The sequence below is a fragment of the Actinomadura sp. CNU-125 genome (assembly GCF_001942465.1).
Taxonomy (GTDB): domain Bacteria; phylum Actinomycetota; class Actinomycetes; order Streptosporangiales; family Streptosporangiaceae; genus Spirillospora.
Genome location: NZ_MKJY01000255.1, coordinates 17,294 through 44,231 on the forward strand (window position 1 = coordinate 17,294; position 26,938 = coordinate 44,231).

General features: G+C 70.7%; 27 protein-coding genes and 1 pseudogene. 7 read left to right on the top strand and 21 right to left on the bottom strand.

Translation table 11 applies throughout. The features are described from left to right. Positions 1-70 precede the first annotated feature (70 nt). Entirely contained in the window at positions 71-2,980 is a 2,910-nt protein-coding gene (locus tag BJF79_RS27060; RefSeq protein ID WP_083733984.1) for a glycoside hydrolase family 3 protein, read from the top strand. A 51-nt stretch (positions 2,981-3,031) separates the two neighbouring features. Here the strand turns inward: BJF79_RS27060 and BJF79_RS27065 are convergent, their stop codons facing one another. From BJF79_RS27065 to BJF79_RS27125, 13 genes and pseudogenes are all read right to left on the bottom strand, one after another. After that, positions 3,032-3,643, bottom strand: coding sequence for a class I SAM-dependent methyltransferase (locus tag BJF79_RS27065; protein ID WP_075901557.1), 612 nt, complete (start codon positions 3,641-3,643; stop codon positions 3,032-3,034). A gap of 90 nt (positions 3,644-3,733) precedes the next feature. Next, positions 3,734-4,217: pseudogene (locus BJF79_RS27070) on the bottom strand (nucleoside deaminase). A 25-nt stretch (positions 4,218-4,242) separates the two neighbouring features. Further along, the gene (locus BJF79_RS27075) at positions 4,243-5,253 is read right to left on the bottom strand and encodes a LacI family DNA-binding transcriptional regulator (protein WP_075901559.1); all 1,011 of its coding nucleotides are present in this window, start codon (positions 5,251-5,253) and stop codon (positions 4,243-4,245) included. A gap of 62 nt (positions 5,254-5,315) precedes the next feature. Continuing rightward, positions 5,316-6,737: a GH1 family beta-glucosidase gene (locus tag BJF79_RS27080; protein WP_075901561.1), complete on the bottom strand. Its 1,422-nt coding sequence runs from the start codon at positions 6,735-6,737 to the stop codon at positions 5,316-5,318. After that, positions 6,734-7,624 (bottom strand): carbohydrate ABC transporter permease, encoded by an 891-nt coding sequence (locus BJF79_RS27085; RefSeq protein ID WP_262402644.1) that lies wholly within the window; start codon positions 7,622-7,624, stop codon positions 6,734-6,736. Before BJF79_RS27085 ends, BJF79_RS27080 begins: the two co-directional genes overlap by 4 nt. Continuing rightward, positions 7,621-8,607, bottom strand: a complete 987-nt coding sequence (locus tag BJF79_RS27090) for a carbohydrate ABC transporter permease (RefSeq protein ID WP_075901563.1) — start codon at positions 8,605-8,607, stop codon at positions 7,621-7,623. The genes BJF79_RS27085 and BJF79_RS27090 overlap by 4 nt, the downstream gene beginning before the upstream one ends. A gap of 259 nt (positions 8,608-8,866) precedes the next feature. After that, positions 8,867-10,084, bottom strand: a complete 1,218-nt coding sequence (locus BJF79_RS27095; RefSeq protein ID WP_262402645.1) for an ABC transporter substrate-binding protein — start codon at positions 10,082-10,084, stop codon at positions 8,867-8,869. A 174-nt stretch (positions 10,085-10,258) separates the two neighbouring features. Continuing rightward, positions 10,259-11,353, bottom strand: a complete 1,095-nt coding sequence (locus BJF79_RS27100) for a LacI family DNA-binding transcriptional regulator (protein ID WP_075901619.1) — start codon at positions 11,351-11,353, stop codon at positions 10,259-10,261. Positions 11,354-11,361: 8 nt separating this feature from the next. Beyond that, positions 11,362-12,996 carry a glycoside hydrolase family 13 protein gene (locus BJF79_RS27105; protein WP_075901565.1) on the bottom strand — a complete coding sequence of 545 codons (1,635 nt, stop codon included), beginning with the start codon at positions 12,994-12,996 and terminating at the stop codon, positions 11,362-11,364. 93 nt (positions 12,997-13,089) lie between these two features. After that, entirely contained in the window at positions 13,090-13,920 is an 831-nt protein-coding gene (locus BJF79_RS27110; RefSeq protein WP_075901567.1) for a carbohydrate ABC transporter permease, read from the bottom strand. After that, on the bottom strand, positions 13,917-14,519 hold the full coding sequence (locus BJF79_RS61820) for a sugar ABC transporter permease (protein ID WP_316043447.1): 603 nt from the start codon (positions 14,517-14,519) through the stop codon (positions 13,917-13,919). The genes BJF79_RS27110 and BJF79_RS61820 overlap by 4 nt, the downstream gene beginning before the upstream one ends. Continuing rightward, positions 14,408-14,983, bottom strand: a complete 576-nt coding sequence (locus BJF79_RS61825) for a carbohydrate ABC transporter permease (RefSeq protein WP_075901571.1) — start codon at positions 14,981-14,983, stop codon at positions 14,408-14,410. Before BJF79_RS61825 ends, BJF79_RS61820 begins: the two co-directional genes overlap by 112 nt. Positions 14,984-14,988: 5 nt before the next feature. Next, positions 14,989-16,293: an ABC transporter substrate-binding protein gene (locus BJF79_RS27125; protein ID WP_075901621.1), complete on the bottom strand. Its 1,305-nt coding sequence runs from the start codon at positions 16,291-16,293 to the stop codon at positions 14,989-14,991. 224 nt (positions 16,294-16,517) lie between these two features. Here BJF79_RS27125 and BJF79_RS27130 point away from each other — a divergent pair, with 224 nt between their 5' ends. From BJF79_RS27130 to BJF79_RS27145, 4 genes are all read left to right on the top strand, one after another. Next, a complete protein-coding gene (locus tag BJF79_RS27130) occupies positions 16,518-17,216 on the top strand; it encodes a nucleotidyltransferase domain-containing protein (protein ID WP_262402646.1) in 699 nt (232 codons plus the stop codon). Then, positions 17,213-17,974 (top strand): DNA polymerase beta superfamily protein, encoded by a 762-nt coding sequence (locus tag BJF79_RS27135; RefSeq protein WP_075901573.1) that lies wholly within the window; start codon positions 17,213-17,215, stop codon positions 17,972-17,974. Before BJF79_RS27130 ends, BJF79_RS27135 begins: the two co-directional genes overlap by 4 nt. 249 nt (positions 17,975-18,223) lie before the next feature. Next, complete coding sequence (locus tag BJF79_RS61830; protein WP_262402647.1) at positions 18,224-18,697, top strand: hypothetical protein; 474 nt, start codon at positions 18,224-18,226, stop codon at positions 18,695-18,697. Positions 18,698-18,922: 225 nt separating this feature from the next. Continuing rightward, complete coding sequence (locus tag BJF79_RS27145; RefSeq protein ID WP_075901575.1) at positions 18,923-19,891, top strand: alpha/beta hydrolase; 969 nt, start codon at positions 18,923-18,925, stop codon at positions 19,889-19,891. A 3-nt stretch (positions 19,892-19,894) separates the two neighbouring features. Here BJF79_RS27145 and BJF79_RS61835 read toward each other — a convergent pair whose 3' ends face one another. Continuing rightward, positions 19,895-20,050 (bottom strand): hypothetical protein, encoded by a 156-nt coding sequence (locus BJF79_RS61835; RefSeq protein WP_262402648.1) that lies wholly within the window; start codon positions 20,048-20,050, stop codon positions 19,895-19,897. Beyond that, on the bottom strand, positions 20,047-20,505 hold the full coding sequence (locus tag BJF79_RS27150; RefSeq protein ID WP_262402649.1) for a TetR/AcrR family transcriptional regulator: 459 nt from the start codon (positions 20,503-20,505) through the stop codon (positions 20,047-20,049). Before BJF79_RS27150 ends, BJF79_RS61835 begins: the two co-directional genes overlap by 4 nt. 82 nt (positions 20,506-20,587) lie before the next feature. On the opposite strand from BJF79_RS27150, the gene BJF79_RS27155 reads away from it, so the two are divergent. Next, positions 20,588-21,589, top strand: coding sequence for an oxygenase MpaB family protein (locus BJF79_RS27155; protein WP_075901577.1), 1,002 nt, complete (start codon positions 20,588-20,590; stop codon positions 21,587-21,589). A gap of 19 nt (positions 21,590-21,608) precedes the next feature. Next, positions 21,609-22,169 (top strand): DUF1349 domain-containing protein, encoded by a 561-nt coding sequence (locus BJF79_RS27160; RefSeq protein WP_075901579.1) that lies wholly within the window; start codon positions 21,609-21,611, stop codon positions 22,167-22,169. Here BJF79_RS27160 and BJF79_RS27165 read toward each other — a convergent pair. The 6 genes from BJF79_RS27165 to BJF79_RS27190 all read right to left on the bottom strand — a co-directional run bounded on the left by BJF79_RS27165 (position 22,166) and on the right by BJF79_RS27190 (position 26,932). Further along, positions 22,166-23,095 carry a hypothetical protein gene (locus BJF79_RS27165; RefSeq protein WP_143220194.1) on the bottom strand — a complete coding sequence of 310 codons (930 nt, stop codon included), beginning with the start codon at positions 23,093-23,095 and terminating at the stop codon, positions 22,166-22,168. The two genes, BJF79_RS27160 and BJF79_RS27165, sit on opposite strands and share 4 nt — an antisense overlap. Before the next feature lie 111 nt (positions 23,096-23,206). Then, a complete protein-coding gene (locus BJF79_RS27170; RefSeq protein WP_075901583.1) occupies positions 23,207-23,770 on the bottom strand; it encodes a dihydrofolate reductase family protein in 564 nt (187 codons plus the stop codon). Between the two features lie 56 nt (positions 23,771-23,826). Further along, positions 23,827-24,852 carry an RNA polymerase subunit sigma-70 gene (locus BJF79_RS27175; RefSeq protein ID WP_262402650.1) on the bottom strand — a complete coding sequence of 342 codons (1,026 nt, stop codon included), beginning with the start codon at positions 24,850-24,852 and terminating at the stop codon, positions 23,827-23,829. A gap of 127 nt (positions 24,853-24,979) precedes the next feature. After that, entirely contained in the window at positions 24,980-25,579 is a 600-nt protein-coding gene (locus BJF79_RS27180) for a DUF6082 family protein (protein WP_075901585.1), read from the bottom strand. Between the two features lie 340 nt (positions 25,580-25,919). Further along, on the bottom strand, positions 25,920-26,189 hold the full coding sequence (locus BJF79_RS27185; protein ID WP_075901587.1) for a hypothetical protein: 270 nt from the start codon (positions 26,187-26,189) through the stop codon (positions 25,920-25,922). A 326-nt stretch (positions 26,190-26,515) separates the two neighbouring features. Further along, positions 26,516-26,932: an ATP-binding protein gene (locus tag BJF79_RS27190; protein ID WP_143220195.1), complete on the bottom strand. Its 417-nt coding sequence runs from the start codon at positions 26,930-26,932 to the stop codon at positions 26,516-26,518. Positions 26,933-26,938 lie beyond the last annotated feature (6 nt).

The following is a 26,938-nucleotide window of genomic DNA, read 5'->3' on the forward strand; positions in this document are numbered from 1 at the left end:
GCCAGGTTGAACCTCAGCCGAAGCAGACCCCGTTCCCCCGGCCGGCGCAGCCGGCCGCTGACCCTCGTCCTTGCCGCCGCGCTCGCGCGCCCCTGATCCAGGCCGCACCGGCGGCGCCCGCGAGACCCTCCCGTTCCGCGACCCCGACCTTCCCGTGGCCGCCCGCGTCGACGACCTGCTCGGGCGGCTCACGCTCGACGAGAAGATCGGGCTGCTGCACCAGTACCAGGCGCCGATCCCGCGCCTGGACATCGGCCGGTTCAAGACCGGCACCGAGGCCCTGCACGGGCTCGCCTGGACCACCGACGTCCACGCGGACGGCGCCGTCCGCACCGCGAAGGCGACCGTGTTCCCGCAGTCGGTCGGCCTCGGCGCCACCTGGGACCCGGCGCTCATGAAGCAGGTCGGCGCGGTCGTCGGCGACGAGGCGCGCGGCTACAACAGCGAGAATCCCGACGTCTGGGGCCTGCAGTTGTGGGCGCCGGTCGTCAACCTGCTGCGCGACCCGCGCTGGGGCCGCAACGAGGAGGGCTACTCCGAGGACCCGCTGCTCACCGGCCTGCTCGCCACCGCCTACGGCCGGGGGATGCGCGGCGACGACCCGGAGCACCTCAAGACCGCGCCCGTCCTGAAGCACTACCTCGCGAACAACAACGAGTACAAGCGCACCGAGACCTCCTCCTCCCTGAGCCCGCGCAACAAGAAGGAGTACTACGAGGTCCCGTTCAAGATGCCGATCTCCAATGAGGCGGTCACCGGCATCATGACGGCGTACAACAAGGTCAACGGCCGTCCCGCGACGGTCACGCCGGACGCCGCCGGGCTCGTCCGGTCGTGGACGGACGAGACGCTGTTCAACGTCACCGACGCGGGCGGCCCGAACAACCTCATCGGCTCGCAGAACTACTTCTCCGACCTGCCCGCCGCCGACGCCGCCACCATCAAGGCGGGCGTCGACAGCTTCACGGTCGACGACACCAAGTCGTCCATCACGATCGGGGCCGTGAAAGAGGCCCTCGACCGGAAGCTCCTCACCGAGGCCGACATCGACGAGGCCGTCGGGCACATCCTGAACATCCGGATGCGGCTCGGCGAGTTCGACCCGGACGGCGGCCCCTACGCCGGCATCACCATGAAGACGGTGAACAGCCCCGAGCACCGCGCGCTCGCCCGCAAGGCGGCCGTGGAGCAGATGGTGCTGCTCAAGAACGAGAAGAAGGCGCTGCCCGTCGCCTCCGGCGGCAAGGTCGCCGTCGTCGGCCCGCTCTCCGACACCCTCTACACCGACTGGTACTCCGGCGCCCTCCCGTACGAGGTCACCCCGCTCGACGGCGTCCGCGCCCGGGCCGGTGCGGAGAACGTCACCACCAGCGAGGGCGTCGACCGCATCGCGCTCAAGGACGTCCGGACGGGCGAGTACGTCGCGGGCGGTACCGGCGCGGACGGCGCCGTCCTCAAGACCGGCCCGACCACGCCGGACGCCACGACCCAGTTCGACGTCTTCGACTGGGGCCAGGGGATCGTGACCCTGCGCAGCGTCGCGAACGGCAAGACCGTCGGCCGTCACAACTGGGGTTCGAACCTGTCGAACAGCCAGGCGCAGCCGAACGGCTGGTTCGTCCAGGAGATGTTCGAGCTGGAGCAGCAGTCCGACGGCAATCACCTGCTGCGCTACGCGGGCTACGAGAACCCGGCCGACGCCTACGTCCGGGTGCTCGACGACGGCACCCTCGCCCTCGCCGCGAAGGCCGACGCGACGCCGTTCGCCAAGGACGTCGTCAGCAGCGGCACCGAGTCCGCCGTGGCCGCCGCGAAGCAGGCCGACACCGCCGTCGTCGTGGTCGGCAGCATGCCGTTCATCAACGGCCGCGAGGACCACGACCGCACCACGATGGACCTCGCCGAAGGCCAGCTCGAACTGATCAAGGCCGTCCGGAAGGCGAACCCGAACACCGTCGTCGTCGTGGAGAACAGCTACCCCACCACCCTCACCTGGGCGGAGGCGAACGTCCCGGCGATCCTGTGGACGAGCCACGCCGGCGCCGAGACGGGCAACGCGCTCGCCGACGTCCTGTTCGGCGACGAGAACCCGTCGGGCAAGCTGCCGCAGACCTGGTACCGCTCGGCGGAACAGCTCCCGAGCATCCTCGACTATGACGTCATCGACTCCGACCGCACGTACCTGTACTTCGAGGGCGACCCCCTCTACGAGTTCGGGTACGGCCTCTCCTACACCACGTTCGAGTACGGCGAGCCGAAGCTGAGCCGCCGCTCGATGAGCGCGGACGGCACCATCGAGGTCACCGTCCCGGTCACCAACACCGGGAAGCGCGCGGGCGAAGAGGTCGTCCAGCTGTACACCCACCAGCGGAAGTCCCGGGTGAAGCAGCCGGTCAAGGAGCTGCGCGACTTCGCCAAGGTCGCGCTCGAACCGGGCGGGACCGAGCGCGTGAAGCTGGAGATCAAGGCGTCCGACCTGGCGTTCTGGGACGTCACGCGGAACAAGTGGACGGTCGAGCGCGCCCACCACGACGTCCTGATCGGCTCGTCGTCCGGTGACATCCGGGAGCGCGCGAAGATCAACGTCCGGGGCGAGCGGATCCCCGCCCGCGACCTGTCCGAGCCGACCCGCGCCGCCGACTTCGACGACCACGACGGCATCGTCCTGGTCGACGAGACCAAGACCGACGGCGACGCCGTCGGCGGCGCCGCGAACGGCTGGATCGAGTTCGCGGGCGTGGACCTCGGCCGCAGCACCGGCGAGATCACCGCCCGCGTGGCGGGCACCGAGGCGGCCACGATCGACGTCCGCCTCGACGGCCCGGACGGTCCGCGCATCGGCACCCTCGCCGTCCCGTCCACCGGCGGGATCTACACCTACCGGGAGATCACCGCCGACCTGCGCCGCACCGGCGGCAGGCACGACGTCTACCTGGTGTTCGACGGCGAGACCCGCCTGAGCGACATCACCCTGAAGTAACCGGTACCGAGCCCGCCCCGGCCGTTCCGGGGCGGGCTCGCCCGTGCGGCGTCACCCGGTGCGGCGGACGGCGATGACGTTGTCGAGCAGGGTGCCGGGCCGCCCGTCGGGACCCTTCGCCTCGCGCTCGTGGGTGCCGCACCGCTCGGTCGTCCACCCGGCAGGGTCGAGGGCCAGGTCGGCGAACGTCTCGTCGGCCGTGGGGAAGCGGTGGTCGTGGTGGTCCGACCAGGGCGGGGCGGCGGCGTGCTCGACGATCAGCAGCAGCCCGCCGGGCGCGACGGCGGCGGCCGCCTTCCGCAGGATCGCGGCGCGGTCCCACTCCAGCGGCGACTGCAGGAACTGCGCCGACACCAGGTCGTAGGAGCCCTCCGGGAAGCCGTGGCTCAGGTCGTGCTGCCGGAACTCGGCGTCGACGCCCGCGTCGGACGCGTGCGCGGCCGCGCGGTCGAGGGCGACGGTGGAGACGTCGACGCCGGTCACCCGCCAGCCGCGGCGGGCGAGCCAGACGACGTCGGCGCCCTCGCCGCAGCCGAGGTCGAGCGCGGTGCCCGGGTCGAGCGGCTCGACGACGCTCACCATGACGGGGTTCGGGTTGCCGCTCCACACCCGGTCGCTGGAGCGGTAGCGCTCCTCCCAGAACTCCTCGGTCTCGTTGCCCATGGGTCCTCCTGTCCGTTGCCTTCCCGCATCTTGGGCGACGGACGCGCGGACGGGCAAAATCGTTTGCCGTCTCGGCAAACGCGGGGGCGGTCAGCCGTAGGCGCGGGCGTGCAGGGCGCGGATCTCGGCCTCCAGCGCGGCGACCGGCCCCTCGACGCGCACGCCCGGCAGCCACCTCCCCGGCCGGGATCGGACGGACCGGCGCCGGGGGCAGCCCGCGCTCGGCGAGCCATCCGCCGAGCTGCGCGGACGACGCGACGTACACGATCCGGCCGAGTCCCACCCAGCCGTGCGCCGCCGCGCACATCGGGCAGTGCTCGCCGGACGTGAAGACGGTCGCGGCGGCGCGCTCGTCCGGCGTCATGTGCTCGGCGGCCCAGCGGGCCAGCTCGAACTCGGGGTGCCGGGTGCGGTCGCCGCCCGCGACCCGGTTGCGGTCCTCGGCCAGCACCTCGCCCGCCCCCGAGACCAGCACGGACCCGAACGGCTCGTCGCCGTCCGCGAGCGCCTCGGCGGCCAGCTCCACGCAGCGGCGCAGGTACGACAGTTCTTCCGGCGTCGGTTCGTAGCCCATACCGATGATCTTACGCCCGCCCAGGTCAGGCGCTTTCGCGCAGCACCAGGTGCGGCTTCAGGACGACCACCGGCTCGGCGACCGTCTCGCCGCCGATCCGCGACACCAGCAGCCGCGCCATCTCCACGCCCATCTCCTCCAGCGACTGGTGGACGCTCGACAGCGGGGGGTCGGCGAGGGGGGCGGCGGCCGAGTCGTCGAAGCCGATCACCGCGACGTCGTCCGGGACGCGGCGGCCCTGCCGGTGCAGGACGCGCAGCGCGCCGAGCGCCATCGGGTCGTCGGCGGCGAACACCGCGTCCAGGTGCGGGTCCCGGGCGAGCAGCTCCTCGGCGGCGGTGATGCCGCTGGCCTCACCGAAGTCGCCGAACGCGACGCACTCGGGCAGCCCGGCGGCGGCGAGCGCGTCCCGGTAGCCGGTGAGCCGGTCGATGCCGGCGCCCATGTCCTGCGGCCCGGCGATCGTCGCGATCCGCCGCCGCCCGCCGCTGATCAGATGGCCGACCGCCTCCCGCGCGCCGCTGCGGTTGTCGACGTCCACGTAGCTGACCGGCGACACCCCCGGCGGGCAGCCGCCGAGCACCGTCGGGACGCCCGCCGCCTCCAGCTTCGCGGGCAGCGGGTCCTCGGCGTGCAGCGACGTGAGCAGCACCCCGTCGACGTGCTGCGGGGTGAGGTAGTTCTCCAGCCGCGCGTACTCGGCGGGGGAGCGGGCCATGGCGAGCAGGAGCTGCAGGCCCGTGTCGGCGAGCCCGTTGCCGATCCCGCGGACGACGCCCGCGAAGTACGGCTCGCCGAACAGCCGCTGGTCGGACTCGGCGACCACCAGCGCCACCGTGTCGGTGCGCCGGGTGACGAGCGTGCGGGCCGCGCGGTTCGGCACGTACCCCAGCTCGTCGATCGCCTTCAGCACGGCCTCGCGGGCCTGTGCGCTGACCCGCGGCGACCCGTTGATCACCCGGGAGACCGTGCCGCGGCCCACCCCGGCCCGCGCAGCGACCTCCTCCAACGTGGGCCGCGTGCTCCTGCCCGTCATCCCGCCCCCTCCGTCGATCCTGCTCCGAAACGGTCGGAACCCGCCGTTCACACCCCGGAATCTCAGCCGGACGCGGGCCCGCCCCGCCGGATCACGTCCGCGTACCAGCGGGCGCTCGCCTTCGGGACGCGCCGCTGCGTGGCGTAGTCCACGTGCACCAGCCCGAAGCGCTTCGAATAGCCCCAGGCCCATTCGAAATTATCCAGCAGCGACCACGTGAAGTAGCCCCGCAGCGGGACGCCTTCGGCGATCGCGTCGTGGCACGCGCGCAGGTGCGCGTCGACGTAGGCGATCCGTCCGGTGTCCTGGATCGTGCCATCGCCGTCCAGGACCTCGTCGTAGCCCGCCCCGTTCTCGGTGATGTACAGCGGGACGGCCGGGTACTCGCGGTGCAGGCGGGTCAGCACCTCGAACAGGCCGCGCTCGTCGATCTCCCAGCCCATCCCCGTCACCGGACGGCCCGCCGGGACGAACCGGACGTGCTCGCTGCCGACCCACGGGGAGTGCGTGGAGAACGGCGACGACGCCGTCTGCGCGGCCTCGCCCGGCGTCCCCGCGACGGTGTGCCGCGTGTAGTAGTTGATGCCGAGCTGGTCGAGCGGCTGGTTGATGGTCCGCAGGTCCTCCGCGGACGGGTCGAACCCGTGCTCGGCCGTGTCGGCGAGGACGTCCTCGGGGTAGCGGCCGAGCAGCAGCGGGTCCAGGAACAGCCGGTTCTGCAGGCCGTCGATGCGGCGGGCCGCGTCCACGTCCGCCTCGTGGTCGGACGCGGGGGAGACCGCGTACAGGTTCACGGCCGCGCCGAACCGGTTGTCCGGGCGCCGCGCCCGCATCGCCTCCACCGCGAGCCCGTGCCCGAGGAGCATGTGGTGCGCGGCCAGCAGCGACGCGGACGGTTCGAGCCGTCCGGGCGCGTGCTCCCCGGACGCGTAGCCGAGGAACGCCCCGCACCACGGCTCGTTCACCGTCATCCAGTTCCGGACCCGGTCGCCGAGCGCGCCGTGGACGTGCGCGGCGTAGTCGGCGAACCGGTGCGCGGTGTCCCGCTCGGGCCAGCCGCCCGCGTCCTCAAGCGGCTGCGGCAGGTCCCAGTGGTACAGCGTCGGCCACGGCTCGACGCCCGCCTCCAGCAGCGCGTCCACGAGCCGCCGGTAGAAGTCGAGGCCCTCCTCGTTGACGGCGCCCGCGCCGTCCGGCTGGATCCGGGGCCACGAGACCGAGAACCGGTACGCCGTCAGGCCGAGATCGGCCATCAGCGCGACGTCCTCGCGGAAGCGGTGGTAATGGTCCACGGCGACGTCGCCGGTGTCGCCGTTCAGGACCTTGCCGGGCGTCCGGCAGAACGTGTCCCAGATGGACGGGCCGCGCCCGCCCTCGGCCGCGGCGCCCTCGATCTGGAAGGCGGCCGTGGCCGCGCCCCACCGGAACCCGGCCGGGAACAGCGCGGCCTCGGCCGCACCGGTGTCGTCCTGTAGCGAGGTCACGCTTTTACCGCACCTTCCATGATTCCGCCGATGATCTGGCGGCCGAACACGATGAACACGACGAGCAGCGGCAGCACCGCCACGGTCGTACCGGCGAACATGAGCGTGTAGTCGTCGAAGTAGGCGTTCGCCAGGTTGTTGATGGACAGCTGCACGGTGGGGTTGTCGGGGGCGAGCACCGCGAGCGGCCACATGAACTCGTTCCACGTCTGCATGAACGTGAGCAGGCCGAGGACGCCGGCCGCCGGGCGCAGCGCGGGCATCACGACGCGCCAGTAGATGCCGAACGTGGAGCAGCCGTCGACGCGCGCCGCCTCGATCAGCTCGTCCGGGATGGCCTGCGAGGCGTACTGCCGCATCATGAACACGCCGAACCCGGTCACCAGGAACGGGACGATCACCGCCTGCAGCTGGTTCTGCCAGCCCAGCTCCACCATGATCATGTAGAGCGGGATGATGCCCATCTGGACCGGGATCATCATCGTCGCGATGATGGTCAGCAGCAGCCCGTTCTTGCCCTTGAAGCGCAGCTTGGCGAAGGCGAACCCGGCCAGCGACGCGAAGAACACGGTCGAGACCGTCACCACGGTGGAGGCGATCGCCGAGTTCAGCAGGCCCTGCGCGAAGTAGGCGTCGGGGTTGTCGAACAGGCGCCCCACGTTGTCGCCGCCCTCCCCGCCGGGCAGCAGCGGGGGCGGCACGGCGGAGACGACGTCGTTGGTCCGCGTCGCGACGACGATCATCCAGTAGATCGGGAACAGCGACATGGCGACCGCGACGATCAGCGCCACGTACGTGAGCGGGCTGGCCTCCCACAGGCCGCGCATCTTCCCGGTCGGGCGGGCGTGCTTGCCGGGCTGCCCGGGACCGGCGAGGAGCGTCGTCATTTCGTGCCTCCCGTGCGTCGCACGATCAGGAAGTTGATCAGGGAGAACACGATGATCATCATGAACAGCGCCCAGGCGACCGCGGCGCCGTAGCCGTACCGGTCCGACCCGAAGGCGTTGTCGTACATGTACATCGTGATCGTCTGGAACTGGTGCAGCGCGCCGCCGTCCATGTTGTTCGGCGTGCGGACGCTGAACAGCACGGGCTCGGTGAACAGCTGCAGGCCGCCGATCGTCGAGATGATCACCGTGAAGATGACGGTCGGGCGCAGCATCGGCACCGTGATCTGCCAGAACTGCCGGGTCCGGGAGGCGCCGTCGATCGCGGCCGCCTCGTAGAGGTCGCGCGGGATCGACTGCATGGCGGCGAGGTAGATCAGCGCGTTGTAGCCGATCCAGCGCCAGTTCACCATCATGGCGATCGCGACCCAGGACCAGCCGCGGCTGGCGCTCCAGTCGATCGGGTCGATGCCGACCAGGCCGATCGCCCAGTTGAACATGCCCCAGTCGGTGTCGAACATCTGGGTGAAGACGATCGAGACGGCGGCGGTCGAGGTGACCAGCGGCGCGACCATCCCGATCCGGAACAGCGTGGGCATCCGGATGCGCCGGTTCAGCGCGTTCGCGATGAACAGCGCGATGAGCAGCTGCGGGATCGTCGCCATCACGAAGATGCCGAGCGTGTTGACCGTCGCGTGCCAGAAGTCGGAGTCGGTCAGCAGGTACTCGTAGTTGTCCAGGCCGACCCAGTCGCGGGTGCCCGAGGCGAGCCCCCAGTCGTGCAGGGACACCCAGAGCGTGAAGAGGAGCGGGAACAGGCCGAAGATCAGGAAGACGATGTAGAAGGGCGAGATGAAGGCGTAGGGAGCGGCCTTCACGTCGAGTTTGGCCAGCCGGCCCCGCCAGGTGGAGCGTGGACGGCGGTCGGCGTCGCCCGGCGCGGGCCGGGGTCGTTTCCGGCCGGCGCGCAGATCGGTGGTCATGCGCCTCCTTTCGGGGGCGGTCCGTCCGGTGTCCGGGACGGAAGTTTCGGGGCATGGAAGAGGCGGTGGCGCCGCACGGGGAGGTGAGGCACGGCGCCACCGCCTGGCCGGTGTGGTGGGTCGTCTGATGGTCTGGTGGTCGTCCGGGGTGGGGCGTGCGGATCAGGACCGGGCCGGGATCACCGGGCGGCCTTCTCCGCCTCCTCGACGGCCTTGCTCCACGCCTCGCCCGCGTCGACCTTGCCCTGGCCGACACTGATCAGGACGTTCTCGACGGCCTGGCGCACGTCCTCGTTCTTCGGGCCGAGGTAGACGGGCTGGGCCTTCGCCACCATCTCGCCGAAGATCTCACCGACCGGCGCGTTGTTGAAGTACTCGTCCTTGGCCTCGGCCACCGCCGGGTCCTTCGCGGCCTGCGGCGAGGACGGGAAGACGTTCGCGGCCTTGAACGCGCGACCTGGCCCTCCGGCGAGGTCAGGAACTTGGCCAGCTCCGCGGCCTCCTTGGCGTGGTCGGTCTGCTTCGGCACGGCCAGCCACGAGCCGCCCCAGTAGCCGCTGCCGCCCGGGACCGAGGCGACGTCCCACTTGCCCTTGCCGTAGTCGCCGGAGAACTCCTTGATGCCGCCGAGCATCCAGGACGGGCAGGGCACGGTCGCGAACGTGTCGCGCTTCAGCGCCGTCTGCCACGGCGGGGTGAAGATCGACATGTCCGCGGTGAGCTTGTTCTGCTCGAACTTCAGCGCGGTGTCGAACGAGCTCTTCACCGCCGGGTTCGAGTCGAAGACCAGCTTGTTCGACTTGTCGAAGTAGCTGTAGCCGGGGCCCGCGCCGGCCTGCTGCAGGACGGTGACGCGCCAGACGGCCGTCGGGCCGTCCAGCCACTTGCTGTCCTTCATCTTCGACTGGAAGTCCTGCCCGACCTTCAGGTACTCGTCCCACGTCGGCCAGAGCTTGGAGACCTCGTCGCGCTCGGTCGGCAGCCCGGCCTTCTCGAACAGGTCGGTCCGGTAACACATGGCGAGCGCGCCGACGTCGGTGCCGAGACCGACGAGCTGCTTCCCGTCCGGGGTGACGCCCGCCTGCCACTTCCACGACACGAAGTTCTGCTCGAGCTCCTTGCCGCCGTGGTCGAAGAGGTTGACGAACTTGTCCGGCTGCTGCATGTACAGCGGCAGGATGCCCTCTTCCAGCATGACGACGTCGCCCGCGCCGCTGCCGGTCGCCATCCACTGCTGGATGCGCGGCTTGAAGTCGTCCAGGCTGGACACCTTGCGCTGCTTGATCTTGACGTTCGGGTGCGACGCCTCGTACTGCTTGTACAGCTCTTCGTAGCCCGGCTCGCCGAAGACGTCGACGGTCAGCTCGACCGTGCCGTCGCCGCCGGAGTCGCCGTCGTCGCCACAGGCGACGGCGAGGCCGCCGACGAGCAACGCGGCCACCGCCGTGCTCAGTCCGCGCCGCATGCTGGCCCTCATCGCGGACCCCTTCCAGTTGTGATGTACCTCGTGTGTGGGAGCGCTCCCACGAAGCAAAGACGGTGATGGCCGTCACTGTCAATCGCCGAGACTGAACCGTTATCGGCCGAATCCGAACCGATCAGCGTGCCGCACGCCGGGCCCGGCGCCGCCGACGCCGGCCCGACGGACCGCCTAACCTTCGGGAACGGGCTGGTGAACCGGCCCGCGAACGTTCCCGGAGGCGGGCGCGGGGACGTCCCCGCGCCGCGCCCCCGCCGGCGCGGGCGCCGTCGAGCGGCGCACGACCAGTTCCGGCCGGTACAGCAGCTCGGTGCGCGGCGCGCGCTCGCCGCGGATCTCGTCCAGCACCGTGCTGACCGCCGCCATCGACATCTCCCGCACCGACTGCCGGATCGTGGTCAGCGGCGGGTCGAGGTAGGCCGTCAGCAGCGAGTCGTCCATGCCGGTGACCGACACGTCCTCGGGGACGCGCAGCCCGCGCGCCCGCGCCGCCCGGATCGCGCCGAGCGCCATGATGTCGTTGCCGCCGCAGATCGCCGTGCAACCCTCGTCCAGCAGCCGGGCCGCCGCGGCCTGCCCGCCCTCCACCGTGTACATGGTGTTGACGACCAGCGCGTCGACCTTGGCCGCGGACAGGCCGGTGTGCGCCGCCATCCCGCGCCGGAACCCCTCGGTCTTGCGGCGGGTCGGGACGTAGACGTCCTGCCCGATCGCCAGCCCGATCCGGCGGTGGCCCATCGCGGCCAGATGCCCGACCGCGGCCTCCATCGAGGCGACGTCGTCGTTGGAGATGAACGGCGCGTCGATGTCGGCCCGGTACCCGTTCACCAGCACGATCGGCAGCGCCTTCTCCAGCAGCCGCGCGTACCGCGCCCGGTCGGAGTTGGCGTTGGCGTGCAGGCCGTTGACGAAGATGATCCCGGCGACGCCGCGCTCCAGCAGCATCTCGATGTAGTCGTCCTCGGCGACGCCGCCCGGCGCCTGCGAGCACAGCACCGCCATGTACCCGTGCCGGGCCAGCGCGCTCTCGATGACCTCCGCGAACGCCGGGAAGATCGGGTTGGTCAGCTCCGGGATGATCAGCCCGATCAGCCCGGCCCGGTGCTGGCGCAGCCGGGCCGGGCGCTCGTAGCCGAGCACGTCCAGGGCGGTCAGCACCGCCTGGCGCGTGGTGGGGGACACGCCCGGCTTGCCGTTCAGCACCCGGCTCACCGTCGCCTCGCTCACTCCGGCGTGGGCCGCGATGTCCGCCAGGCGCGTCGTCATGGGTTTCATTATCGCTCCTCGATCTCCCACCATAGAGCCGTGTTCGGGGGGAGATCCGCGCCTTCGTCGCCGATCTGGACGGGCCCGCTCGCCAGCAGCGGCGTGCCGCGGGCGGGGACGCGCAGCGTCCGTCCGGACATGTTGACCGCGCAGCCGACGGCCCCGCCGCCCGGGGCGTCCCGGACGAACGCCAGCGTGTCGTCCGGGCCGTCCAGCCAGCGGAGGCGGCCGTCGCCGAGCGCCGGGTGCTCGCGCCGGACGCGCAGCGCGTCCCGGTAGAGCGCGAGCATCGAGTCCGGGTCGGCCTCCTGCGCGGCGACCGTGAGGGACCGCCAGGCCGGCGGGATCGGCAGCCACGTGGCCGCGCCGGTCCCGAAGCCGAACGGCGGCTCGTCCCCGGCCCAGGGCAGCGGCACGCGGCAGCCGTCGCGGCCCTGGCCCTCGCCGCGCAGCCGCTGCGGGTCCTGGAGGAACTCCTCCGGCAGGTCGAGCACCTCGGGAAGCCCCAGCTCCTCGCCCTGGTACACGTACGCCGAGCCGGGCAGCGCGAGCGTCAGCAGCGCGGCGGCGCGGGCCCGCGCCAGTCCCGTCTCGCCGCCGCCGTACCGGGTGACGTGCCGTTTCACGTCGTGGTTCGACAGCACCCACGTCGCGGGGGCGCCGACGGCCGCGGCGGTGCGCAGCGACTCGTCGACGACCGCGCGCATCTCGGCGGCGTCCCACGGGGCCGACAGGTAGTGGAAGTTGAACGCCTGGTGGAGCTCGTCCGGACGGGTGTAGGCGGCGAGGCGCTCGGGGGTCGGGGCCCACGCCTCGGCGACCGCGACGCGCTCGCCGTCGTAGGTGTCGAGGAGGCGGCGCCACGCGCGGTGGATGTCGTGCACCGGGTCCTGGTCGAAGTACGGCAGGACGGCCGTGCCGAGCATCTCGACCTGGTTCGGGTGGCCGACGTCGGGCAGTCCGGGGGCCTTCGCCATACCGTGCGCGACGTCGATCCGGAACCCGTCGACGCCGAGGTCGAGCCAGAACTTCAGGATGCCCTCGAATTCCGCGTGGACTTCGGGGTTCTCCCAGTCGAGGTCGGGCTGCTCGGCCGCGAACAGGTGCAGGTACCACTGCCCGTCGGGCACCCGCGTCCACGCGGGGCCGCCGAACACCGACTCCCAGTCGTTGGGCGGTTCGGCGCCGTCCGGGCCGCGGCCGTCCCGGAAGACGTACCGGGCGCGTTCCGGCGAGCCGGGCTCGGCGGCGAGCGCCGCCCGGAACCAGGCGTGCCGGTCGGAGGTGTGGTTCGGCACGACGTCCACGATGACGCGCAGGCCGTGGCCGTGCGCGTCGGCGACCAGCGCGCGCGCGTCGTCGAGCGTCCCGAACAGCGGGTCGACGTCGCGGTAGTCGGCGACGTCGTAGCCGAAGTCGGCCATGGGGGAGACGTAGAACGGGGTCAGCCACAGCGCGTCCACGCCGAGCGCCGCCAGGTACGGTAGCCGCGACCGGACGCCCGGCAGGTCGCCGACGCCGTCGCCGTCGGAGTCGGCGAAGCTGCGCACGTACACCTGGTAGATGACGGCGTCCCGCCACCAGCGGGCACTGCTCTCGGCGCCGTCCCGGGGCGCGGGGACGGCGAGGGTGTCGTGCGTCATGAACGTCCTTCGTGTCGGGAGCGGTTTCGGGCTTTCACTCGACCGGTCCTCATTCGACCGGTCCTCATTCGACCGGTCCTCATTCGACCGGTCTCACTTGACGCCGCCGGCGGTGAGCCCGGCGACGATCCGGCGCTGGAAGATCAGCACGACGACGATCAGCGGGACGGTCACGATGACGCCCGCCGCCATCTGGGTGCCGAACGGCTGGTCGAAGCCGGACACGCCGGTGAACTTCGAGATCGCCACCGTGGCGGTCTGCATGTCCTTCTCGTTCACCATCGACAGCGCGATGAGGAACTCGTTCCACGCGGCGATGAACGTCAGGATCGCCGTGGTGAACACCCCGGGCGCCGCCAGCGGGACGATGATCTTGCGGAACGCCTGGCCGCGCGTGCAGCCGTCCACCATGGCCGCCTGCTCCAGTTCGAACGGCAGTTGCCGGAAGAACGCGTTCAGCAGCCAGATCGACAGCGGCAGCGCGAAACCGAGGCTCGGCACGATCATCGCCTGGTAGGTGTTGATCCAACCGATGTCGGTGAAGAGTTTCAGCAACGGAACGAGCTGGGAGATTCCGGGGAACATCGTCGTGGCGATGATGAGCCCGAGCAGCGCGTTCTTGAACCGGAACTGCAGCCTGGCCAGCGCGTACGCGGTGAAGATGCCGATGATCAGCGTGAGCACGGTGGTGATCCCGGCGACGATGACGCTGTTGAGCAGCGCCCGGCCGAAGCCGTTGTCGCCTTGGAACACCGCGGTGAAGTTCTCCAGCGACCAGCGGATCGGGACGATCGAGTTGTCGAACTGGTCCTGCGGGCGCCGGAACGCCGAGATCGTCATCCAGTAGAACGGCGCGAGGCAGTAGACCGCCACGGCCGCGATCCCGACGTACGACAGGATCCGCCGGGCCCGGGAGCCGGTCATGAGGCCACCGCCTTTTTCTGGTCCGCCTTTTTCTGGTCCGCCTTCTTCTTCCGCCGCCGGTCGGTGTGCCTCGCGCGTTTCGTCTGCTCGCGGGCCTCGCCGATGATGTCGGCGCCGAGCAGCTTCACGAACAGGTACGCGATCAGCGCGATGTAGACGAACAGGATCGTCGCGTACGCCGCCGCCGACCCGTACCGCAGGTTGGACGCCTCGAACCAGGCGATCATCGTGAGCGTCTCCACCGAGTCCTGGTTGACGCCGATGAGGACGGCCGGGAGGTCGAACATGCGCAGCACGTCCAGCATCCGGAACAGCACCGCGACCAGCAGCGCCGGTTTCACCAGCGGAAGCGTGATGCTGCGGAACTGCTGGAACGCGGTCGCGCCGTCCACGCGGGCCGCCTCGTAGACGTCCCGGGGGATCATCTGCAGCCCCGCCAGCACCAGCAGCCCGATGAACGGCGACGTCTTCCACACCTCGGCGGTGATCACCGCGAGCTTCGCCGGGAAACCGTCGGCCGTCCACAGGATCTGCTGCCGCAGGATCGCGTTCGCGGCGCCGTCCGCCTGGAAGATCCACCGCCACAGCAGGCCGGAGATCGCGGTCGGGATCGCCCACGCACCAGGATGCTGGCCCGGACGAACGCGCGCCCGCGGAACGCCTGGTGCATGATCAGCGCCATCCCGACGCCGATCACCGTCTCCAGGATCACCGTCGTGAAGGTGAAGAACGACGTGTTGCCGAACGCGTTCCAGAACGCGTCGGCGCTGTCGCCGCTGAAGATCGCGGTGTAGTTGTCGAGGCCGACGAACCGGGTCCCCTCGACGACGAACCCGTTCTCGTCCAGGCCCTCGCCGCGCGCGAACAGCGACTCGCGGAACCCGGCCAGCACCGGGTAGCCGATGACCAGGGCCAGTACCAGCAGGGTCGGGGAGAGCAGCAGCGCGGCGAGCCGCCGCTGGCTGCGCGCGTCCCCGCCCTTGCGGGACTTGCGTCCCCGCCCGCGCGGCGGTGCCGCCGCGGCGTGCGCCGCGGCGGACCGCTCGTCGTGCGTCGTCGTCATGGGTGTCACTTCTGGGCGGTCAGGGTTTCGAGCTTGCCCTGCAGGTCGGCGAGGGCCTTGTCGGCGGGCGCGTCGCCGGTGACGGCCGAGTAGCCGGCCTCCTGGATCGCGGCGGTCACGTCGCCGTACTTCACCGCGACGGGACGCGGCGTGGCGTTCTCGATCGCCGCCTTCAGCACCGGCAGGTACGGGAACTTCTTCACCAGCTCGGGGTCGTCGTAGAGCGCGGCGACGGTCGGGGCCTGCGAGGTGGCCAGCAGGTTGTCGCGCTGCGCCTGCTCACCGGTCAGGTAGCGGACGAAGTCGAGCCCGGTCGCCTTGTTCTTCGCGAACGCCGAGATGGCGAGGTTGTGCCCGCCGAGGTTGGAGACGCCGGGGCCGTCCGGGCCGGGCAGCGGCGCGACGGCGAACTTCCCGGCGACCTTCGACGACCCGTCGTCCTCGTTCGCCAGCGAGTACTGGTACGGCCACTGCCGCTGGAACACGAGCTTGCCGTCCTGGAAGTAGCGGCGCCCGCCCTCGGTGTCGAGCGTGATCGCCGACTTCGGCATCATGCCGTCCTCGTAGGCGTTGACGAGGAACTCCAGGCCCTGCTTCGCCTGCGGCGTGTTCACGGTCGGCTTGCCGTCCGGGCCGATGATCGAGCCGCCCGCGCTTCCGATGGCCTCGACCATCGAGATCGTCATGCTCTCGCTCTTGTTGACCTCGGTGAAGAAGCAGTCGATGTCCTTCGCCTCGTCCAGGTCCTTGACCTTCTCGCAGGCGTCCCACATCTGCTGGTAGGTCTTCGGCGGCTCGGAGATCCCCGCCTTCTCCAGCAGGTCCTTGCGGTAGTAGAGCATCCCGGCGTCGGACGTGGACGGCACCGCGTACAGCCGGTCGCGGTACCGGCCCGTCTTGATCGTCGCGGGCAGCATCTTCGACAGGTCGATCTTTTCCTCGGGCAGCTCGGTCAGCCACCGGTTGGCCGCGAACTCCGCCGTCCAGACGACGTCGAGGTTGAGCACCGTGTACGCGTCCGACTTGGTCGTCGCGTTCTGGATCATCTGCTGCCGCTGCTCGTTCGGCTCGTCGGGCAGCTCGATGATCCGCACCTTCTCGTCCGGGTGCTCGGAGTTCCAGCCGTCCACCTGCTTCTGCAGGTTGCCGGACCGGTCCTTGCCCGTGACGAACGTGATCGGGCCGCGGCCCTGCAGGTCGTCCGCCGACGTGCCGGACGATCCGTCGCCGTCGTCGCCGCCGCAGCCGGCCAGCGAGAGGGCGAGGACGGCGCCGACGACCGCGCCGCCGATCCGGGGGATGCGCCGCATGGGGTCCTCCATTCGCGAGACGGGCCGTGCCGGCCGCCGTCCCGCCGTTCCGTGGATGGGGGTGGTGGTTGATCGGGGACATTAGCAACGGTTTGCAAGGAGGTAAATAGCTTGCAGAAAGTTTCAGCAAGCTCGTATCCGAGCTGTAACCAACTTGCAGGAGGTCCTGCAACGGCCGCGAAACCGGGTCGACGCGGGACGCCCGTTGCGTCAGGCTTCGTTCCGTGAGCGATCCGGTGAGCACCGACCTGCGGCTCGTCCGCGACCACACGATCCTGTCCGTCGTGACGGGTTCGCGCGCGTACGGCCTCGCGACCGCCGACAGCGACGTCGACCGGCGCGGCGTCTTCGTCGCCCCGGCCCCGCTGTACTGGCGTTTCGACAAGCCGCCCACCCACCTGGACGGCCCGCTGCCCGAGCAGTTCTCGTGGGAGCTCGAACGGCTCTGCGAGCTGGCGCTCGCCGCGAACCCGACCGTCCTGGAGTGCCTGTGGTCGCCGCTCGTCGAGCGCGTCACCCCGATCGGCGAGGAGCTCCTGGCGATCCGCACGGCCTTTCTGTCCCGGCAGGCGCACCGCACGTTCCTCCGCTACGCCGACAGCCAGTTCCGCAAGATGCAAGGCGACTTGCGCAAGGACGGCGAACCGAACTGGAAGCACGTGATGCACATGCTCCGCCTCCTGCACAGCGGCCTGCGCCTCGTCCGCACCGGCGAGCCGCTCGTCGACGTCGGCGACCTGCGCGACCGGTTCCTCGCCGTCAAGCGCGGCGAGCTGCCCCCGGACGAGGTGGACGCCTGGCGCACCGGCCTCACCGCGCAGATGCAGGGGGCGCTCGACGCGAGCCCGCTGCCCGAGCTCCCCGACCGCGACCGCGTCGAGGACTTCCTGATCTCCGTCCGCCGAAGGAGCCTGGATTGGTGAAACTCCCCGATGGCCTGCTCGACCGCTTCACCGCCGAGCACCCCTACCCGCGGGCGTTCCTGACGGTCAGCGGGTCGCACATCTACGGCTTCGAGTCCCGCGACTCCGACATCGACCTGCGCGGCGTCCACCTGCTGCCCCTCGACCAGGTCATCGGCCTGTTCACCGGACGCCACCAGTGCACCGCCGTGTGGGAGCACGGCGGCGTCGAGGCCGACATCGTCACCTACGACCTCGGCAAGTTCTGCGACATGCTGCTGAAGCCGAACGGGCACGCCGTCGAGCAGCTCGGCTCGTCCATCGTCGTGGAGTCCTCGCCGCTGCACGCCGAGCTGCGCGACCTGATGCCGGGCCTGCTCACCTCCCGGCACGCCGGCCACTACCTCGGCTTCGCGCGCGGCCAGTGGCGCATGTTCGAGAACCGCGACGAGCTCAAGCCGCTGCTCTACGTGTTCCGCACCCTCCTGACGGGCGTGCACCTCATGCGGACGGGCGAGCTCGTGACCGACCTGACGGCGCTGCTCGACGACGCGCCGCCGTACGTCCCCGACCTCATCGCCGCCAAGCGCGAGGCCGAACACTCGGGCGTCCCGTCCGGTGCCCCGGACCGTCCGACCCTGCAGGCCGACGTTGCCGCGCTCACGGCCCTGCTCGAAGACGAACGCGACCGCAGCGCGCTCCCCGAGCGGCCGAGCGCGGGACGGGCGCTGCACGACCTCGTCGTCCGGACCCGGCTGGGCGACCTATACCACGACTGAACCTTCCGGTGGGGTTGCGACACCGATGACCAGGGGATCTTTCTCCGCGGACGGCACGGGGGAGCCGTCCGCGAAGGGAGCCGTCATGACCGTGGCCAGCCCGGCCGACCCGTCCTGGGCGGAACTGCGCGAGCCCGCCGACGCCGCCGCCCGCGCGGGCTCGCTGCTCGACGTCCTGCGCGCCGAACTGCCCGCGGACCGTCCGGTCACCGTCTGGAACGCCCGCTGCGGCGACGGCGCCCTCGCCCGGTGGCTCGCCGGACGCCTGCGCGGCCCGCAGCACTGGATCCTGCAGGACTCCGATCCGGCCCGCCTCGCCCGCGCGCCGGGCGGACCTACACCTCCGCCGACGGCACCGCCGCCACCGTCGAGACCCGCGCGGGCGACCTCGCCGACCTGCGCGCCGCCGATGTCCTCGGCGCGTCCGTCCTCGCGGCCTGCCACGTGCTGCACCGCCTCGACGCCGCCGAGATCGACGCGCTCGCCGCGACGGCGTGCCGTCCGGTGCTGCTCACCCTCGCCCCGATCGGACGGGTCCGGCTGGATCCGGCGGACCCGCTCGACATCGAGTTCGCCGCCGCGGCCGACGCCCACCGCCGCCGCGACGGGCCGGCTCGGCACCGACGCTCGCGTTCGCCGCCGCGGACGCGTTCGCCCGGCGCGGCGCGACCGTCCGCACCCGGCCCAGCCCGTGGCGGCTCGGCCCGGCCCGTTCCGTCCTGACGGCGGAGCGGCTGCGCGGCCAGGTCGCCGCCGCGGTCGAGCACCGTCCGGCCCTCGCCGCCGACGCGCCCGCCTACCTGCGCCGCCGCCTCGCCGACTGCGCCACCGGCGACCTCGCCCTGGAGGTCCGGCACCTGGACCTCCTGGCGATCCCCGCCCGCTGACCTCTTGTAACCAAGCGCTTACTAGGGTAATCTCCCGCCGGGCACCCGACGGGAGGCAGGGATGACGGTCGCAGCGGTGGTGGAAGAGCGCGCGGGATGCGGGCGGGGCGCGCGGCTGCTCGCCGCGCTGATGCGCCGGTTCGTGCGGCCGTTCGTCGCGCGGCTGCCGTGGACGCCGCTCACCCTCCGCTTCGCCGGGCTGATCGAGCTCGCGGGCGCCCTCCTGCTCGCGCCGCGCGGCACGCGGACCGCCGCGGTCAACGGTCTCGGTTGCGCCGCCGAGTGGGTCGTGGGGCGCGGAGTCGCCGCCGACCCCCGCCGGGTGATCCTCTACTTCCACGGCGGCGGGTTCGTCGCGTGCGGCCTGCGCACCCACCGCCGGTTGATCGCGCGGATCTCCCGCGCCGCCGGGATGCCGGTCCTCTCGGTCGCCTACCGCATGCCGCCGAAGGTCCCCATCGCGACGTCCATCGGCGACTGCGTCGACGCCTACCGGTGGCTGCTCGGCCGCGGCGTCGACCCCGGGAACATCGTGGTCGCGGGCGACTCGGCGGGCGGCTACCTCGCGTTGACGACCGTCCTGGACGCCGTCCGCGACGGGCTGCCCCGCCCCGCCGGGATCGCCGCGCTGTCGCCCTTCATCGACCTGGACCTCGACGCGCGCGTCGCGCACGCCAACGAGCCGCTCGACCCGTTCATCCCGGCCCGCCGCCTCGGCGACCTGGTGCGGACCGTCTTCCCGGGCGTCGAGCCGACCGACCCCCGGCTGTCCCCCCTGCACGCCGACCTGCGCGAACTGCCGCCCGTCCTGATCCAGGTCGGCGGCATCGAAGTGCTGTGCTCCGACGCGGAGTTGATGGCCGAACGCCTCGGCGCCGCCGACGTGCCCTGCACCCTGCAGATCTGGGAGGGGCAGTTGCACGTCTTCCAGGTCTTCGCCGACCTCTCCCGCGAGGGACTGCCCGCGATCGACGAGATCGGCCGCTTCGCCCGCGACGTCACGTCCCCGGCCGCGGCCAGGGCCGCCTGACGGTCACCGGCCGAGGCGCTCGACGGCCTTGGCGTGCAGGGCGGTCGACAGTTCGACGGCGGTGTCGACGACCGCGCCGAGGTCGTCGCCGAGCCGTCCGTCCGCCCACTGCCGGGCCAGCTCGATCATCGCGCCGGTGAACATGGTCGCGGCGATCACGACCGTCGGGTCGTCGCGCGGGCCCATCGCCACGAGCCCGTCCAGCAGCGCCGTCTCGGCCGCCCGGCGCCGCGCGGCCATCGGCTCGTTGCCGGGCGCCTCGGCGAACAGGACGCGGCCGCGGTCGCGGTGTCGTCGCTGATGAACCGCAGCACGTCCCGGACGCCCGCGCGCGTGCGGGCCTCCGGATCCTGCCCGGCCTCCTCCAGTGCGCTCGCGAGCACCTCGCCGAGCGCCTCCGCCTGCCGGTCGTAGACGGCCGCGAGCAGCTCGCCGGTGTCGGTGAAGTTCTCGTAGAAGTACCGCGTGTGGAGCTCGGCCTCCCGGCACACCGCGCGGACGGTCAGGACCGCCTCGCCCCCCGCGCCGAACAGGCCGAACGCGGCGCGCACGAGCATCTCGCGGCGCTCGTCCCGGCGCCGGGACGCGGGGACGCCCGCCCACCGGGTCGTCATGCGGGTCACAGTACCAAGTCTGGACACGGACGTAACCAGACACTTATTCTGGCTACAGTCGTATCCAGATTAGGAGCCTGCGATGCCGTCGAAGAGCAACATCATCGCGACCAAGTTCGAGCAGGGGTTCGATGCCGACATCCGCGCGAAGTTCTTCAAGGGCCTCGACTTCGCCGGCCCCGAGGGCGACCCCGGCTGGTTCGGCCCCGGCAGCGCCGTCTGGTACGTGCACTCGCACCTGCCCACGCTGATCCTCGGCCTCGTCGGCGCCGCCTACATCGAGGGGCTCGACCCCAGCATCAGCTGGATGGCCTACGACCACTCCCGCATCCCCGAACGGGACAAGAACGGCATCCCCACCGGGAACGTCGACGTCCACGGCGCGACCGTCCGGCTCGGCCACTCCGTCTCGTTCTTCATCGGAACCGCCTACGGCTCCACCGAGACCGCCGAACGGCTCGCCCGCACCGTCCGCGCCATGCACCACACCATCAAGGGCACCCGCCCCGACGGGCTCGCCTACGACGCCGACGACCCCGACTGGCTCCGGTGGAACTACGCCACGGTCGTCTGGGGCCTCGCGACCGCCCACGAGCGCTACCACCGGCGCCCACTGCGCGACATCGACCGCTACTACCGCGAGTTCGTCCGCGTCGGCGAGTCCCTCGGCGGCACCGACCTGCCGACGACCAAGGCCGAGACCGCCGAATGCCTGGAGTCCTACCTGCCCCGCCTGGCCGTGACCCCGATCAAGGCGTTCGGCACCGGCCCCAACCTCCGCGACAGCGAAGCCAAGCCGTGGGAGCCCGGCAGCGCCTTCATGGACTGGGCCGCCCGCGACATGCTCCCCGAATGGGCGCAGAAACTCGCCCTCTACAAGCCGCCGAACCCCCTCGCCCTGCGCGCCCGCCGCGCCGCCCTCTGGACCGCGATCAACGGCCTGTACGAGGCCACCGGCCCCATCCGCGAGTTCCGCGAGGCGAAGGCCCGCGTCGCGAAGGGCACCACCACCCCCGTCGCGTCCACCGCCCCCACCGCGCCCGACCCCGTCCTCACCCGCGAAGAGGTCGAGGCGATGGCCTGACCGCCCGTATGTTGGCGGCATGATCGAAGGCGAATGGCTGAACGCGCCCGCCGGAGTCGTCGAGGACGGGCACGACCTGCTCGTCACCGCCGTCCGGGGCAGCGACTTCTGGCGGACGACCTCCTACGGCTACGACCGGGACGGCGGGCACGCGCTCCTCGCCCCGTTCGCCGCCGACGCCGCGATCGAGGTGTCGTTCGTCGCGGACTACGACCACCAGTTCGACCAGGCCGGACTGCTCGTCCGGTTGGACGCGGCGACGTGGATCAAGGCCGGGCTGGAGTACTGCGACGGAGCCCTCCAACTCGGAGCGGTCGTCACGCACGGGACGTCCGACTGGTCGTCGGCGCCCGTCGACTGGACGGGACGCGAGGTGACGATCCGCGCGAGCCGCACCGGCGACGCCGTCACCGTCCGCGCCCGTCCCGGCGACGAACCATGGCGAATGATCCGCCTCGCCCCGTTCCCCGTGGGAGTGGAGGCCCGCGCAGGCCTCTACTGCTGCGCGCCCGAACGCGCGGGCCTGACCGTCCGCTTCACCGACGCGACCTTCACCGCCCCGGACGAGACCCTGCATTAGAGCATGAACTCGCCCGGCTCGAAGAAGTACTTCCGCGAAGCCTTTTTCGCCGCCGCGATCCACGCGCCATTATCGCCGGGCGTCGGGCGGGAGATCGGCCCTGCGGTGTCGAACCAGCACGCGAAGGCGCACCGCGTGTGCTTCCCGCCCGCGGCCGTCGAAGTCATGTACGCGATCTGATCGTTCATCCACGAGACGTCCCGCGATCCCTTATTGCCATAGCCGATCTCGGGCACGCACCACGGAATGCCGCGTGCCCGAGCGAATTCCACCGCCGGACCCCAGAGCGATCCCTTCGACCCGACGTGCGAATAGCCGTCGGCGCCGTAGCAGTCGACCAAGCCGTCCCCGGGCCACATGTCCTCGTACGTGCGCCCCTTCGACGGATTCGTCCCCGCCCACGTCGTGACGATCTGCACCGTGTACAGACGCGGCCACCCGTCGTCCTGCACCTGCTTGACCAGACCGCAGAACCGCCGGAACCCCTTCCGGTAGGTGGACAGCGAGAACGTCCCGTTCTTCAGCTTCGCGTCCGGCTCGTGCCAGATCGTGACGAACGCGACATGGCGCTTCGGGATGCTGCGGAGGAACCCGACGATCCGTTCGTCCAGCGCCCCGGACGCGACGTCGCCCATGTCCGGCTTCCCCGACCAGCAGCTCGCGCGCTTCCCCACATCGGACGCGGCGTTCGACCGCGCCCACGATTTCGGTATCCCGTCGTCCGGACGCTGGTACACGCGCCGGATCGTCAGAGGCCCGTACCGATCGTCCAGCCGCGAATACCCCGACCCCTTGAGATCGTCGCCCGCCGCCCCCCACAAGATCGCATCACGCTTTTCCGCCAATGGAGCGCCACCGCCTTCATCGTCGTCTGTAAAAGAAATACCCATACCACCCGACAACGGAAGCATCTGATCAAGCGGCAAAAGGTAGATCTTTCCGACGAGCTAGAAATGATCGCGCTTTCCCCTCCTTGGAAAAATCATCTGCGAGCTGCGGAAGGCGGTAGCGGCGTCAAATTCGATGACGGCGATCGGTCATCGGGCGGCCCTCCGGTAGCGGCCGAGCACGGCGGCACCGGCCTGCTCGGCGGCCAGGCACTCCAGCTCCCTGTGGGGGCCGTCGGTCGGGAAGAGCCGCCGGCCGGTGCCGAGAACGGTAGGGAACGTCAGCAACCGGTACTCGTCGACCATGTCCGCGGCCATCAGCCGGTCCACGACGCTCAGGCTCCCGGCGATGACCACGTCCCGCCGTTCGGCTTCGACGGCATCGATCAGATCCCCGTCGAGGAGCCGGGAGTTCGACCACGCCGAGGTGTCGTCGCGGCTCAGGGTGCGGGAGGCCACCAGCTTCGGGACGGCGTTCATTCGCGCGGCGAACGGGTCGTCCTGGCCCGGCCAGAGCCGCGAGAACAACCGCCAAGTGGCGCGCCCGAGCAGCAGCACCCCCTCGTCCAGCGTGCGGCCGAGCCGGAACTTGTCCCCGGCGACCGCCTCCGGACCGTGCCGGAACGCCCAGCCGCCCGTCGGCGTGCCCTCGGACCCGTCCGGGTCGGACACGATCCCGTCCAGGGTGATGAACTCGATCACGATGACGCTCACGATGAAATCCCTTCGGTTCGGTGTTCACCGGTATGTACCGGCCGCACCGCCCGGACTCATCGCTCCCGGCGGAACTCGTCCGGCAGACCGAAGGCGTCGAAGACGCGCGGATCGGCGAACACGACGTTGCGCGCGATCAGGCCGTCGGCGACGGTGAACACCTGCACGGTGTGCAGACGGCGCCCGCCGCCGGGCACCGGCGCGTACGCGGCGAGCGCGGGCTGCCCGTTCGCGGTGAGCTCCCGCACGCCCCAACCCGTGCCGTGCATCCGGAACACCCGCTCCATGAACAGGCCGTAGTCCCGGCCGCCCCGGTACCACAACGGCACCGGCGGCATCTCCAGCACCGCGTCGTCGACCAGCAGCCGCACCAGCGCGGGTACGTCCGCCGCCTCGAACGCCCGCATGTACTGCCGGACCACCGCCCGCACCTCGGGATCGTCCGGCTCGGTGACCGCACCCGCGTCGCCCGCGTCCGCGAGGGCGGCCCGGGCGCGCTGCAGCGCGCTGTTGACCGCCGGGACCGTGGTCCCCAGCTGTTCGGCGACCTCGGCCGCGGTGAACGCCAGCACCTCGCGCAGCACCAGGACCGCCCGCTGCCGCGCCGGAAGGACCTGCACCGCCGCCACCCACGCGAGCCGCAGATCCGCCCTGACCTCCACATCGAACCGCGCGTCGGGGAAGGGCTCCAGCCAGGGCACGTCGAGCGCCGGAGCCAGCGGCGCCTCGGGATCGTCGCTCGGCGCTCCCAGCCCGGACGGCAGCGGACGCCGCCCGCGTCCCTCCAACGCGGTCAGGCACGCATTGGTCGCGATCCGGTACAGCCAGGTCCGCACCGACGCGCGCGCTGGATCGTACCGGTCACGGGCCTTCCAGGCGCGCAGCAACGTCTCCTGAACCAGATCCTCGGCCTCGTGCACCGAGCCCATCATCCGATAACAGAACGCCACCAACTCGCCACGATGCACCTCGAAATCCACGGCCTCATTATGCGGCAGCGGTCTGTGCCCGGCGGCGCCCGCGGCGTCGGTCTTACGTCCCAAGAGGGGCTTCTGCAGGCTCCGCCAGGACTTCACGGTCATGCCCCCAGATTTTGATTTCGCGGGTGAGTTGGCCGACGCAATGCGGCAGTGGGGCTACGGGAGCCGATCGTCAATTTGACCGGTATCGAAGCTTGGCTGTGGCGTAGATTCCCGTGCCGGTGGCTTCTCAGCGGCGTGAGCCTGGGTTGTCGGGCGGGGGAGCGGTGGTCTGGTTGTATTCCTCGTCCAGGATTTGGTGGAAGCGGCGGGCCTGCTTGGTCTCCGAGGTGTCGATGCGGACCTGGCGCGCGTCCTGCCAGTAGGTGCGTCCGGGACGGCCGCTGAACATCTCGCGGGAGATGGCGCGCAGGCGGGACTCGGGGAGGGCTTTGGTCTCGAAGGACATCTGCCATTCGGAGACGATCATGTTGATGTACATGAGTTGACGCCGGGTCTTGCGGTCCTCCCTGGCCGGTACCGGTCCCCACGCCTCATCGAGGTCGGGGTCGTCCATCGCCATCTTGAGGAGTTCGGCTATCGCGATGCGCCGTGCCTCTTCGCGTTCGACCTTTGTGGCTCGTGCTTGGAAGTTGAGTAGAGCAATGATTCCCGGGGCGGTGCCGAGAGCGGCACCCGCAAGTGTTGTGAGGCCGATCCAGTTCGACTCCTCGTGAAATAAGTTCCGCAGAGCGATCGTGAATAGGGCTACGAGGGCGGCGGTGAGGAGGATGGAGAGAACGAGGACGAACGTGGATCTCGCGCGGCTTCCCGGGTGGTCGGAGGACATGGCGCGAGCCTAAGCTCGCTGGTGGGGCGCCGGCTCGTATTCAAGGCGATGCGATACGGATCTTCTTCTTCCTCGGAGCCATAAGGTGTTTTGCTCGCTGGTAAAGCGGCTGATGACGACGTGACCGGCTTGTTGTTTCGCGTGATGGTCCGGATTGCGGCGGATCGCCCATGCGCGGGATGCCGGGCCATCCGCCGCAAACATGAACCGGTCGCATCACGCGGTTTTCAGCGAGTGTGGTCGCTGGTGAAGCTCAGGACACTCCCTGCGGTGGCGTGTCCGTCTGCCGGGACAGGCGACACCTTGGGCGTCGAACCGCTGATTCTCGATGGTGGGAGGCTCAGGCGTCTCGGATGTCTGGTTTGGCGGCCGAGAGCATGCGACCCGGGATGATGACGAGGCGCTCGTCCTGTCCGATGCTTACTCCCTTCGGGAGGCGGCCGGCATATGCGTCGGTCGCCTCGCGGCCGATCACGGCGATATCGCCGTTGTCCAGCTCCCAGATCTCCGGGCAGTCCTGAGTGGTTCGGCTGGCGCCCACCTCTGCGGCCGTCTTGCCCAGTCTGCGCTGAAACTCTGCGTCATGGTCGGCGTCCCACGGTCTGGTCATGCTGAACCCACTTCCTATCGTCACCCTTATTGAGACTCTCGCAGAAGTGCTCAAAAGCGACAAGAGGGCTGGGATGGGGCCACGTGACTCAAGGTGGGCGCCATGTGTGGAGTTGGGAGGTGGTGCTGGTGGTGCTGGGCGATATTGGTCCGATGTGTTGGGTTGGCGCCGGGTGACGGTTTCCTTGCCGTCAGGTAAGGCGTCTGGCGTGCGGAGGCGGTGGTGCGGCAAAGGGCGGGGCGGCCGCTATCGCTGTGAGTGCTGCTCGTCTCGCACGTTGAAGGTTGCCGCGACTCTTCTGGTGTAAGGCTTGATCGTTTGGTCGGTCACGTGGGCATGAGTGCCCAGACGATCTTTCCGACTCCGGTAGCCGACGGACGGACGCCGGTGTCCTTGGCGTAGGCCGCGACGATCGCCATGCCGCGTCCGCTCAAGGCGTCCAGGTCGAGAGCGGTGGCCAGGGGCACTTCGGGAGCCGGGTCCCAGCACTCCAGGAGCGGGGCGCCGTTGTGCACGGCGACGCGTATGCGGAGGGTGTGGCCGGGGGCCGCATTGGCGGCGTTTGTGGTGATTTCACTCATGACGAGAATCGATTCGTCGATCAGAGGGCGACTGTAGCCCCACTTGGTGAGCGCGTACCGGACGAGTTCACGGGCGAACACGACGGAGGAGTTCACTCCGAGGAGGTTCATTCGGATTTCGTCCGATTCGGGCAGTTGGCGTATTTGTTCTTGATTATTCATTGTTGC